The following is a 12,267-nucleotide window of genomic DNA, read 5'->3' as shown; positions in this document are numbered from 1 at the left end:
TCGGAGTCCGCGGGTCCGCCGACACGTACCAACCGGAGGTTCCACCTCAGTGATGCGCGTTACCTTACAGAAAATCTGCAAGATTGCAAGCATGTCTAGAACTCGTCAGGAAGCGATCGAGACGACGATCCGGGTCGCATCAGACGCGGTGAACAGGGATTATGCGGGGACGACTCGCGCGCTCCTTGGTTCGATTGGGCCGGTGTCGTCGAGTTCATTGCGGGATGGGTGCTGGCTTGAAGAGCGTGGGTGCCGCGGCGTGGGCTTGTCACCGCGGTGGAGGCAGGTCGACCAGTCCGGCGAGGTGTGCTCGGTGCACGCCAGGGATGCCGAGCGCGATCTGGTCGGCCTTCGCGCGCTTGAGATAGAGGTGCGCCGGGTGCTCCCAGGTCATGCCGATCCCACCGTGCAGCTGCACGGCCTCCTCGGCCGCGGCCACCGCCACGTCACTGCAGCAGGCCTGCGCGACGGACGCCGCGATCCCGGCGTCCGGGTGGTCCGCCGCCAGCGCGGCCGCGGCGTAGCGGGCGGCGGCAGTTGCGGCGTCCAGGTTGACGGCGAGGTCGGCGAGGCGGTGTTTGAGTGCCTGGAACCCGCCCACCGCGCGACCGAACTGGCGGCGCTGCTTCAGGTAGCCGACCGTCTCGTCCAGGCACCAGCCTGCAAGACCCACCTGCTCCGAGGCGAGCAGCGCCGCACCGACGCGTAGCGCCCGGCGCACGGCGGGCTCCGCACGGTCGACGACCGGTGTGCCGATGGCGCGCTCCAGTGTGACGTCGGCCAGCTGCCGGGTCATGTCCAGGGACACGACGGGTGTGACGCCGGCGGCGGCGGCCGACACCGCGAACAGCTGCGCGCCGGCCGGCCCGCCGTCGCCGTCCACTGCGGGCACGAGCAGGACGTCGGCCTCCAGCGCCCCGGCCACGGCGCCGACGGCGCCGGTCAGCAGCCCGTCGTCGGCACGCACGGCCGGTGGTGTGTCGTGCGGCGTCGTGGACAGCGGGACCGCGAGCGCGGCGGTGCGTTCGCCCGCCGCGACCTCGGCAAGCACGTCGCCGTCGCTGTCGAGAAGCGCGGTGGCGGCGACGACCGCGCTGGTCAGGAATGGCACCGGGGCGGCGGCGCGGCCGAGCTCTTCCAGCACGACGGCCGCCTCCCGCGCCGAGGCGCCCGCGCCACCGCGCTCCTCGGGTACCAAGAGGCCGGCCAGATCGAGGTCGCAGGCGAGCGCCTTCCACAACCCGGTCACCACGGATCGGTCCCCGTCGTAGAGCGCCGTCACCGCGGTCGGCGGGCAGTGGTCGGTGAGCAGATCCCGCACCGAGGCACGCAGGTCGTCCTCGACGTCGGTGTAGAGCAGGTCCAGTTCGCTCACTTGGCGAGGTCCTTCCAGGGGACGTCCTTGTCCACGCGCGGCTCGGCGGGCAGGCCGAGCACGCGCTCGGCGACGACGTTGCGGAGGATCTCCGAGGTGCCGCCCTCGATCGAGTTGCCCTTGGCGCGCAGGTAGCGGTAGCCCGCGTCGCGGGCGGTGAAGTCGACCCGGTCGGGCCGCACCATGGCCCAGTCCGAGTAGCGCAGGCCTTGCTCGCCCAGCAGCTCCAGCTCGAGCCCGGAGAGCTGCTGACTGATCCTCGCGAAGGTGATCTTCATGGCCGCCCCCTCGGGTCCGAGGGTGCCGGTGGCGAGCTTCTGCCGTAGGCGCTGCGCGCTCAGCCGGGCGACCTCGGCGTCCACCCATAGCCTCAGCAGCCGGTCGTGCAGCTCCGCGGTGCGCAGGCCGGGGTTGTCCCGCCATGCCTGCGCGACCACGCCGATCATGCCGCTCTCGCGCGACGGCGCGCGGTCGCCGATGGCGACGCGCTCGCCGTTCAGCGTCGCGGTGGCCACGGCCCACCCCTGGCCCACCTGGCCGAGCCGCTGGGTGTCCGGGATCCGCACGCCGCTGAGGAACACCTCGTTGAACTCCGCCTCACCGGTGATCTGGCGCAACGGGCGCACGTCCACACCGGGATCGGTCATGTCGCACAGGAAGTAGGTCAGCCCGCGATGCTTGGGCAGCTCGGGATCGGTCCTGGCGACCAGGATCCCGAACCGGGCGAGGTGCGCACCCGAGGTCCACACCTTCTGTCCGTCGACCACCCAGTCCTCGCCGTCGCGCACCGCGCGGGTCGACACCGCGGCCAGGTCGGATCCGGCGCCGGGTTCGCTGAACAGCTGGCACCAGATCTCCTCGCCGGTCCACAAGGGACGAAGGAACCGCTGCCTCTGCTCGTCCGTGCCGAAGGCGAGGATCATCGGTCCGGCCATGCCGAGCCCGACGCCGTTGGCCTGCGGGTTGTTGTCCGGTGCGCCCGCGTCGGCGAACAGCCGGTCCAGCTCCGCCTGCCACTCTCGCGCTGCACCGAGACCGCCGTGACCGGCCGGGAAGTACACCCACGCCAGCCCTGCGGCGTAACGGGCGCGCAGGAACTCCGTCCGCCCGATCGTGGCAGGATCGTGCGCGGCGAGGAACTCCGCCACCGTCCCCCGCAGCTCATCGATGGTCATCGTCATTCCCTTCAGGTCTGGCCCGTCGAATCGCCACCGCGTCGGGGCCGGTGGTCACGGCACGCAGCAGGTCGGCGCGGTCCGGTCGGCGGGGGACGCGACGGACAGGTCCGCGCGCGCCGCGACCGGCAGTCCGTGCCCCTCCAGTACGGACCGCTGCGCCGGGTCCTCGGCCAGGAGGCGCACCGACCGCACTCCGAGCTCGCGCAGGATCTGGGCGCCGACGCCGTCGTGGTCGCGGGCGTTTGCCCGAGGATGCGCGTCGGGTGAAGTGCTTCCGTGAGCTCCGCCGATGTCGTGCCGCTGGTAGGCACTCAGCTCGTGCAGCCGACTCGCGCCGGGCCCCTCGGGTCGTAGGTAGAGCACGACACCGTGCCCCTCGTCGGCGACGCGCTCGAGTGCGTCCCGCAGCCGCGGCCCGCACCCGCAGCGTCGCGATCCGAACACATCCCCGGTGAGGCACTCGCGGTGGACCCGAACCGGGACGTCCTGGCCATCCTCGACCTCGCCGTGGACGAGCGCCACGTGCTCCGCGCCGTCCAGCGCGTCCGTGTAGCCGACCGCGCGGAACGTGGCCGCGGCCAGTGGCAGGCAAGCCTCCGTGACACGTACGACCTGGGTCTCCGTGCGTCGCCGGTGGGCGGCCAGGTCGGCGACCGTGACCATCTGCAGGTCGTGGTCGGTGGCAAGTAGCTCCAGCTCGTCGCGGCGCGCCATCCCCTGCTCCCCCGGTCGCTCGGAGACAACTTCTCCCAGCACGCCGGCGGGACGCAGCCCTGCGAGGCGCGCCAGGTCGACGGCGGCCTCGGTGTGGCCGGGGCGCCGCAGCACCCCACCGTCCTCGGCGCGCAGCGGCACCACGTGGCCGGGCCTGCGGAGGTCAGCGGGGGCCGACCCGGCGTCGGCCAGCACGCGGACCGTACGTGCCCGGTCGGCGGCGGAGATCCCGGTCCCGACACCGTCGTCGGCGTCGGCGTCGGCGTCGGCGTCGGCGTCGACCGAGACGAGACGAGACGTGCCGTGCCGGTCCCGGCCGGTCGGGCACGTGGGGGTCAGCGCGAGCCGGTCGCAGTCCGCCCGGTCCAGTGCGGCGCAGACGAAACCCGAGGTGTGGCGCACGACGAACGCCATCACCTCGGGGGTCGCCCGCTCAGCCGCGACGACCAGGGCTCCGGAGCTCTCCAGGGCCTCGTCGTCGACCACGACGATCGGGCGCCCCGCCGCCAGGTCGGCGAGCGCTCGGCCGAGCCCGTCCGTACCTGCCGACGCCTCCGGTGCGCACGGAACGCGAACGGTCATGATGATCGCGCTCCCTACAGCGAGAAGCCGCCGCCGCAGACGAGCGTCTGCCCGCTGATGTAGTCCGACTCGGGGGTGCAGAGCAGGTAGACCGCGCCGGCCGCCTCGGCGGGTGTGCCGCCTCGGCCGAGCGGGATCATCTGCTCCATGGTGGACAGGAGCTCGGGGTTGACGCCGACTTTGATCTCCCGGCCCTCGATGTCGATCGTGCTGTCCGAACCGGCCGCCGCATCGCTCAGCCGCGTCTTGATCAGTCCGAACGCGACGGTGTTGACAGTGACGTTGTAGCGGCCCCACTCCTTGGTCATGGTCTTGGTCAGGCCGGTGACGCCCGCTTTGGCGGCGGCGTAGTTGGCCTGGCCCGCGTTGCCGCCGAGCCCGGCGATGGAGGAGATGTTGACGACCTTGCGGCAGGGCACCGGGTCTCCTGCCGCGCGAGCCTTCTTGACCGCGGCGGAGATGACCGGCTGTGCGGCTCGGAGGATCCGGAACGGTGCCTTGAGGTGGACGTCGAGGATCGCGTCCCACTGCTCGTCGGTCATCTTCTGGACGACGTTGTCCCAGGTGTAGCCGGCGTTGTTGACGATGATGTCGAGTCCGCCGAACGAGTCGACCGCAGTCTGCACGAACCGGTCGGCGAAGCCGTCCTCGGTGACCGAGCCGATGCAGGTGTGTGCCCGCCCGCCCGCGGCCTCGACGGCGGCGACGGTCTCCTTCGCCGGTTCGGCGTCGAGGTCGTTGACCACGACGGACGCGCCTTCGGCGGCGAGCTTGAGTGCGATCTCACGGCCGATGCCCCGCCCGGAGCCGGACACGATGGCGGTCTTGTTCTGAAGGTTTCCCACGATTCGGCTGACCTTTCAGCGGGGGTGTCGGTCGACGGCGACGGTGGCGTCGCCGGTGACGGTCACGGTGCCGTCGGCGAGCGTGACGGCGAGCTCGAGGGTCGCCAGGCCGTCCTCGACGGAGGCCACGCGTCCGGTGCAGGTCGGCGTGGCGTGCACCGGCGTGAGCGCGGCAAAACGCACCCGTAACGAGCGGATACGCTCCTGCGGTACCCAGCCGGTGAGGAGCCGCCCGAGGTAGGCCATCGAGAGCATGCCGTGGGCGAACACGTCGGCGAGCCCGGCCGAGCGGGCGAGGTCGATGTCGATGTGGATCGGGTTGTGGTCGCCGGATGCCCCGGCGTACAGCGCGAGCGTCGTGCGGGAGATCGGCGGCAGCGCGAGCGGCGGCAGCTCGGCGCCGGGCTCGATCACGGCCGTCCCGGTCCCCGCGGTCATCGGGACGCCTCCGGGGCGCGGATGATCGCGACCGTTCGGAGGTCGGCGACCTGGCTGCCATCGGCGCGGGTCACGGCGGTGTCCTTGACGACGAACTCCATCGTGCCGCCCTTCTTCGTGTAGACGTCGGCGATGCGCGGGGTGGCAACGAGCGTGTCGCCGGCGTGCGCGACCGAGTGGTAAGCGAAGGACTGCTCGCCGTGCAGGAGATGGCGCAGGTCCACGCCGATCCGGGTCAGCCAGGCGAACGGGTCCGGCTGCTCGAACTCGATGCTGAACAGGAACGTCGGCGGCACGGCGGGTGCGTCCTCGACCGGAACCGGCGCACCGGTCGCCTTGGCGAAGAACCGCAGGCGGCCGGCGTCGACGGTCAGCTGCACCGGTGGCAACTCGGTCCCGATCGCGTCCTGGTCGACGGCCACGTCTCAGCTGACCTTCTCGTAGAGCGTCACGACGGCGGCGCCGCCGAGACCGATGTTGTGCTGCAGGGCGACCGTGGCGCCGTCCACCTGCCGTCCCTCGGCCTCACCACGCAGCTGCCACACCAGCTCGGCGCACTGGGCCAGCCCGGTCGCGCCGAGCGGGTGGCCCTTGGACAGCAGCCCACCGGACGGGTTGGTGACGACCCGGCCGCCGTAGGTGTTGTCGCCGTCGGAGATGAACTTCTCCGCCGTTCCCTCCGGCGTGAAGCCGAGCGCCTCGTAGGTCAGCAGCTCGTTGGCGGTGAAGCAGTCGTGCAGCTCGGCCACACCGATGTCCTCCGGCGACACCCCGGACGCCTCGTACACCTGCCGGGCCGCGGCCTGGGCCATGTCGTAGCCGACGAGCTTGGTCATGTCCTTCTCGTCGAACGTCGACGCGAAGTCCGTGGTCATCGCCTGGGCCTTGACTGCGACGTCCGTCCGCAGCCCGTGCGCGCGGGCGAACTCCTCACTGGCGATCACCGCGGCCGCCGCCCCGCAGGTCGGCGGGCAGCACTGCAACCGGGTCAGCGGTCCGAAGATCGCCGGGGACCCCAGCACCTCCTCGACGGTCAGCGGGTCGCGGAACACCGCGTACGGGTTGTTCGCCGCGTGCTTGCGGGACTTCACCGAGATCGCCGCGAACGTCTCGGGCTTCGTGCCGTAGCGCTGCGCGTGCGCCGCGCCTGCGCCGCCGAAGTACTGCGCGGCCAGCGGCGCGTCCGAGGTGCCCTGCACCGACTGCGCGACCTCGTCGAACCGGTCGAACGTGCCGGGCCGGTCGGTCCAGTGCATCGTGATCGCCCCACGCTGCATCTGCTCGAACCCCAACGCCAGCACGCAGTCGGCGGCACCGGACTCGACCGCCTGCCGTGCCAGGAACAGCGCGGAGGAACCCGTCGAGCAGTTGTTGTTGACGTTCACCACCGGGATGCCGGTCTGCCCCACCTCGTAGAGCACGCGCTGACCAGAGGTCGAGTCGCCGTAGACGTAACCGGCGTACGCCTGCTGCAGCAGACCATGGTCGACGCGCGCATCGGCCAGTGCCGCCCGCACCGCCTTCACACCCATCACGTCGTAGGACTCGGACTTGCTCGGGGTGCGGAACGGGACCATCCCGACCCCGACAACGTACGCACGCTGAGACATCGGACTCCTCCAGATTGCTCGGTTCATGTCGTTCCAGGTTCGACGGACGGCGCCGGACCGACGTCCGCACCGTGCACACCGCCGATTCGGGTCCAGATCTGCGGACGCCTGGTCCGCAGCCAGGTCGCGTAGACCATCCCGGCGGCCGCGACGACCACGACGGCCGCGATGCACCAGGCCGCCACGACGCCGCTGCCACCGACCATCACGTCGCTGTTCACGGTGGCCTGCAGAACCGCGTACCCCAGGCCGAGGATGGCGAGCATCGGGGCGACGGTCGTCCTCCACACCCCGAGCTCGGTGTCGGGGTTCCTCCGGAAGAAGACGGTGATCGCGACGGACGTCGCGAGCATGAGCACGAGGATCACCCAGAGACCGATGCCCTGCAGCGCCACGTAGGCGACCGTGGAGTCGATCCGCAGCAGGGCCGGCACAGCGATGATCACGACGATGACCAGGGCGACGACCACCGCGGCCCTGGTCGGCGCCTTGTACCGCGGGTGCGCCACCCCCAGCCACGGCGGCAGGACGTGGTCCCGCCCCAGCGCAAAGCTGTAGCGGGCGCAGATGTTCTGCACGGCGAGCATGGCCGCGACGACGCTCGTCACGAGCAGGACGTTCGCGACGTCCCGAACGGCCGTTCCGGCGTACTGGGCGAGGCTGGCGAGGAAGCTCTCCGCGGGCGTGGCCGCGGTCGCGATCGCGGCGTCGGTGCCGTACGCCACGAGGTAGGCGTAGGAGCCGAGCGCCCAGAAGCCGGTCAGGATCACGACCGTGAGGTAGGTGGCCCGGGGGATCGTGCGGTTCGGCTCACGGGTCTCCGCGCGGAAGACCTGGATCGACTCGAAGCCGGTGAGGCAGGCGATGCCGAACAGCAGGGCGAACCCGACCGAACCGGTGCCCAGCTGTGCGGTGAGATCGAGCCCGTATCCGGCCGGCCCCCCGTGGGTCAGCACCTGTGCGTCCCAGAGCAGCACGATCGCGATCTCGGCGGCGAGGCAGATCGTGAGCACCCGCGCGGACACGGCGATGTTGAACATCGTCAGCGTCGAGACCACGGCCCAGAGCACGATCGCCCAGAACCACCACGGCAGCGAGGGACCGTGGAACAGTCCCTGGACCAGCTCGCCGGTGACGATCCCGCCGAGGCCGTAGGTCGCCGCGCCGGTCACGACGTAGCCGGTGAGGGCGGCGAATCCGGCACCGAGACCTGCGACCCGCCCGAGCCCCGCGGTGATGTAGGTGTAGAAGGCGCCGGGCGTCGTCATGTGGCGCGCCATCGCCATCAGCCCCACGGCAAACACCAGCATCACCGCCATCACGCCGGCGTAGACGACCGGCGTCGCCGCACCCAGCCCGTACCCGATGATCACCGGTACGTAGCCGCCCATCGCGACCAGCGGTGCCATGTAGGACAGCGTCAACAGCAGCAGGGCGGGCGTGCCGAGGTGTCCGTCGAGACCTGCCGGCTCGGTGGTCGTGTCGGCGGTCACCTGCGGACGTTCGGTGTCACGATCCACGGCTGTTCTCCGATCCAGCTGAGGCGCCCGTGCCCCCGACAGGCGGGCTGCCACGACGGCGCCCGGGATCCGGGCGCCAGCTTCGGCCCACCACATCGACGCGAGCCGTTGGTGCTGGCTAACATTACTGTACAACAGCTGAGTTAGTACATAGCTGCAGTCCTGGATGTGCCCGTAGATGCAGGAAGTTCTGCGAGACATGGGATAGCGGAGGAGTTCATCCCTGCCGTACAGGCGTCGAGATGAAGGAGACTTTGTCGGTCTCGTGCGCCCGGCGTCGCGAGGGTCCGCGGCTCAGTGCGTGTCGGTGGTACCCGGGTCCCGGGCGGTCTTCGCCTGCGCGTAGAAGCCGAGGCCCCCGAGGCCCGCCGCCTCCGCCCTGTCCAGGTTCTCGACGGCCGCGGCGAGCAGTCGGGCCCGATGACCGGCCGCCCGGACGGCGTCGAGGCAGATCGCCGACGTCTCGGCGTAGAGCGCGACGGTCGCCTGGTCCGAGTCGTAGCGACCGGTCGTGATCGCCTCCGTCGTCTCCTCGGTCGTGTAGGTGATCGTCCGCAGCGGTGGGACGGTGATCTCGCGCAGCGTGTCGGGGGACACGCCCTGGTCCAGCAGGTACGTCGCCGCCTCCACATACGCGCTCATCGCAGGTATGAAGAACGCCGAGATCCCGACGAACATCACGTTCGCCGTCCTCGTCTGCTCCGAGACGTGCCGCGACGAGCCGGCGAGCACCGTCAGGGTCCGCTCGTGCTCCGTCCAGAGCATCGCCGGCCCGGAGTAGTAGATCGTCGCCTCGGCCGAGCCGAGGTCCTGCGGGTAGCAGAAGATGCCGCCCTCGAGCGTCCTGGCACCCCGCGCTCTCGCCCACCGCTCGAACGCGTCGGCCTCGTCCGGCGTGCCGTTCGCGAGGTTGACCAGCGTCGTCCCGTGCCACTGGTCGACCGGGTCGAGCGCAGAGCGCGTCGTGTCGTAGGTCGACGTGCACGACACGACCAGCGGCGCGGCCCGGACCGCGTCGACCACGGCCCGGACCGGCGTGACACCGTCGCCGGCCAGTGCCTCGGCCCGCTCGTGCGTGCGGTTCCAGGCCACCACCCGGAACCCGCTCTTCGCGAACTGGCGCGCCAGCCCTGCTCCCATCAGACCGCAACCGATGACCGTGACATCGTGGGTGTGCGGGCTGAGTTCGGATCCGGTCATGCAGCCCCTCCATGGGTGCCGGTGCTGCCCTCAGGCAGGCGGAATGTTCTGGTTCCCGGTGAACACGTTGTCCGGGTCCCACCGGCGCTTGAGGGCGCGCAGGCGGTCGAACCGGTCGCCGTACAGGCGGCGGACGCCGTCCGGGTCGCGCTCGTCGCCTGCTGTGTTCGGGTGACCGCACCCGTCTCGGGTGGGGCCGATCCGGCGGGTGACCTCGAGGACCTCGGCGATCCAGCGCCGCTGCATCTCGTCCTCCGCCGCGTCCTCCCACCAGCTGCCGGGGACGATCTGCCAGGTCGGCGGCTCCGCGGTCTCGCGCAGCGCGCTCGGATGCTCCGGCGCGCGGGCGAGCGCGCCCCTGCGGGTGAGAATCTCGATCATCCGGAAGCTGCTCCCCGCCGGTTCGCGGATCTTCGCGACCAGGGCCTCGATCAGCTCGTCGCCGAGCACGGTGACGGGCTGCTCGTCGATCGCGGCCCGAGTGGCCGGGAACTGATCGTCGAACATGAACGTCATCTCGGTGAACGGCACCTCTGCGATGCCGTCCTCGTCCGGCGCCCCGAACGACCGCAGCCGATCGATCTCCGTGCGGGCCAGGTCGGCGGCGCCGGAGTGGCACACGAAGATGTCGAGGGCGCCACGCCCGTCGAGCGAGGACGAGCCCAGCTGCGGCAGCAGATTCAGGTACTCCGAGGCCCAGTCCCAGTTCCTCAGCGCTCGCAGCGGCCCGTCGAGGTTGTCCACGGCCCAGGACATGGTGCCCGCGTGGACGAGCGGCGGGACCTCGTGCAGCCGGACCTCGAGCGCGGTCACCACACCGAAGTTCCCGGTCGACCCCCGCACGCCCCAGAACAGGTCCGGATTCTCCTCCGGCGACGCCCGAACCACCTCACCGGCCGCCGTCACCAGCTCGACGGCCAGAATGTTGTCGCACGCGTACCCGGCACGGGATGACAGGTGGCCGAGGCCGCCACCGAGCATCAGGCCGACGCCGGTCAGTGACAGTCCTCCGGTGGCGGCGGCGAGCCCGTGCACGCCCGCCTCGATCTGCAGGTCGCCGCCACGCACGCCGCCCTGGATCCGGGCGACTCTCCGCTCGGGCAGTATCCGCACGCCGCGCATCAGCGACAGGTCGACGACCAGACCGTGGCCGTGGGTCACGCCGCCGAGGTTGGTCCCCGTGCTGCGCACGTCCAGCCGCATCCCCCGGCCCCGCGCGTACGCGACGGCCGACACGACGTCGGAGACTCCCGCGCAGCGGGCGATGATCTCGGGACGCGCGTCGACACGCCGGTTGAACACGGGACGTGCCGCCTTGTACCCGGTCCCACCGGGGAGAAGCCACTCCCCGCGGAAGAACGCGGGGCGACCCGAAGCGGTGGTCGTGCCGTCGGAGGTCATCGATCGACCGGCGGGATGTTCTGGCCGCCCGCAAAGACGTTGTCGGGGTCCCATGTCGACTTGAGCCGGCGCAGGCGCTCGAGGCGGTTGCCGTACAGACCCCGCAGGCCGTCGACGTCACGGGCGGCACCGACGCTGCCGGGATGCTCGTAACCGCCGACCGTCGCCACCCGCCGCACGGTGTCGACGGCCTCGGCGACCCAACGGTCATGGACGGCGTCCTCGGACGGGTCGTCCCAGAAGCAGGTGGGACCGATGCCCCAGGTCGGCGCCTGCGCGGACTCACGCAGAGCGCTCGCGTGCCGGGGAGCGCCACGCATCGCTCCGGTGCGCGGGACCAGCTCGACCGAGCGCGTGCCGCCCCCCACCGGCTCGCGGATCTTGTCGACCAAGGCGGTGACGAGCTCGTCGTCGAACGCCACGACGGACTGCTCGTCCATCGCACAGCGCGTCGGTGGGTACCCCTCGTCGAACAGGACGCTCAGCTCCCGGAACGTCCGGGTTCCCATGTTCTCCTCGTCGGGCGCACCGAACGACCGCAGCCGCTCCAGGTCGGCGCGGGCCGCCTCCGACGGTCCGCTGTGGCTGACGACAAGATCGAGACCCCCGCGCCCTCCGAGGGAGGCCGAACCGAGCAGGCCGATGACGAGCATGCCGTCCGAGGTCCAGTCCTGTTCCCGTAGTGCTCGCACCGGACCGTCGAGCCGGTCCAGGGACCAGCTCATCGTCCCGCCGTGGACGACCGGCGGGACCTCGTGCAGCCGGACCTCGAGCGCGGTCACCACACCGAAGTTCCCGGTCGACCCCCGCACGCCCCAGAACAGGTCCGGATTCTCCTCCGGCGACGCCCGAACCACCTCACCGGCCGCCGTCACCAGCTCGACGGCCAGAATGTTGTCGCACGCGTACCCGACGCGCCGTGCCAGGTGACCGATCCCCCCGGCCAGCCACGCTCCGACACCCGTGGTCGACACGATGCCGGTCACGCCGGCGAGACCGTGCACGGACGCCTCGATCTGCAGGTCACCGCCACGGACCCCGCCCTGCACTCGGGCGATGCGCTGCTCGGGCAGGATCTCGACTCCGCGCATGAGCGACAGGTCGACGACGACCCCGCGGCCTGCGGTGAGGCCGCCGAACGTGACGCCGGTGCAGCGCACGTCGGCCGGCATCCCGCGCTCGGCCGCGTATCGGAGCGCGGCGACGACGTCGGCGACGCCCGCGCAGCTCGCGACGACCTCGGGCCGCGCGTCCACGCGCCGATTGAACACCTGCCGGGCCTCGTCGTACCCGGGCACGCCGGGAACGAGCCATTCGCCGCGGAAGAACGGAGGGGTCACACCGGTTCCTTCTCGATCGTGGTCGTCGGCACTGTCGGGAGCCGCCATCGGATTCGCGCCGAGA

The 12,267-nt window shown here is 71.3% G+C and carries 11 protein-coding genes; all 11 read right to left on the bottom strand.

Going from position 1 to position 12,267, the window contains the following annotated elements; genetic code table 11:
• Positions 1-268 precede the first annotated feature (268 nt).
• Positions 269-1,375 (bottom strand): acyl-CoA dehydrogenase family protein, encoded by a 1,107-nt coding sequence (locus EV378_RS29350; protein ID WP_132430610.1) that lies wholly within the window; start codon positions 1,373-1,375, stop codon positions 269-271.
• Entirely contained in the window at positions 1,372-2,550 is a 1,179-nt protein-coding gene (locus tag EV378_RS29345) for an acyl-CoA dehydrogenase family protein (protein ID WP_132430609.1), read from the bottom strand. Before EV378_RS29345 ends, EV378_RS29350 begins: the two co-directional genes overlap by 4 nt.
• Before the next feature lie 54 nt (positions 2,551-2,604).
• Positions 2,605-3,849, bottom strand: coding sequence for a 3,4-dihydroxy-2-butanone-4-phosphate synthase (locus EV378_RS29340; protein ID WP_132430608.1), 1,245 nt, complete (start codon positions 3,847-3,849; stop codon positions 2,605-2,607).
• 14 nt (positions 3,850-3,863) lie between these two features.
• The gene (locus EV378_RS29335) at positions 3,864-4,694 is read right to left on the bottom strand and encodes an SDR family NAD(P)-dependent oxidoreductase (RefSeq protein ID WP_132430607.1); all 831 of its coding nucleotides are present in this window, start codon (positions 4,692-4,694) and stop codon (positions 3,864-3,866) included.
• 15 nt (positions 4,695-4,709) lie between these two features.
• The gene (locus tag EV378_RS29330) at positions 4,710-5,132 is read right to left on the bottom strand and encodes a MaoC/PaaZ C-terminal domain-containing protein (RefSeq protein WP_132430606.1); all 423 of its coding nucleotides are present in this window, start codon (positions 5,130-5,132) and stop codon (positions 4,710-4,712) included.
• On the bottom strand, positions 5,129-5,554 hold the full coding sequence (locus EV378_RS29325) for an FAS1-like dehydratase domain-containing protein (RefSeq protein ID WP_132430605.1): 426 nt from the start codon (positions 5,552-5,554) through the stop codon (positions 5,129-5,131). The genes EV378_RS29330 and EV378_RS29325 overlap by 4 nt, the downstream gene beginning before the upstream one ends.
• A 3-nt stretch (positions 5,555-5,557) precedes the next feature.
• On the bottom strand, positions 5,558-6,742 hold the full coding sequence (locus EV378_RS29320) for a lipid-transfer protein (RefSeq protein ID WP_132430604.1): 1,185 nt from the start codon (positions 6,740-6,742) through the stop codon (positions 5,558-5,560).
• Between the two features lie 23 nt (positions 6,743-6,765).
• Complete coding sequence (locus EV378_RS29315) at positions 6,766-8,235, bottom strand: APC family permease (protein ID WP_165922542.1); 1,470 nt, start codon at positions 8,233-8,235, stop codon at positions 6,766-6,768.
• 321 nt (positions 8,236-8,556) lie between these two features.
• The gene (locus EV378_RS29310; RefSeq protein WP_132430602.1) at positions 8,557-9,462 is read right to left on the bottom strand and encodes an NAD(P)-dependent oxidoreductase; all 906 of its coding nucleotides are present in this window, start codon (positions 9,460-9,462) and stop codon (positions 8,557-8,559) included.
• 30 nt (positions 9,463-9,492) lie between these two features.
• Positions 9,493-10,863 (bottom strand): FAD-binding oxidoreductase, encoded by a 1,371-nt coding sequence (locus tag EV378_RS29305; protein WP_165922541.1) that lies wholly within the window; start codon positions 10,861-10,863, stop codon positions 9,493-9,495.
• Positions 10,860-12,203 carry an FAD-binding oxidoreductase gene (locus EV378_RS29300; protein ID WP_165922540.1) on the bottom strand — a complete coding sequence of 448 codons (1,344 nt, stop codon included), beginning with the start codon at positions 12,201-12,203 and terminating at the stop codon, positions 10,860-10,862. The genes EV378_RS29305 and EV378_RS29300 overlap by 4 nt, the downstream gene beginning before the upstream one ends.
• Positions 12,204-12,267 lie beyond the last annotated feature (64 nt).

Origin of the sequence: Pseudonocardia endophytica, assembly GCF_004339565.1 — a bacterium.
Lineage (GTDB): Bacteria > Actinomycetota > Actinomycetes > Mycobacteriales > Pseudonocardiaceae > Pseudonocardia > Pseudonocardia endophytica.
The sequence above is the reverse complement of the archived record's forward strand: the minus strand, read 5'-3'. Positions and strand labels throughout refer to the sequence as shown.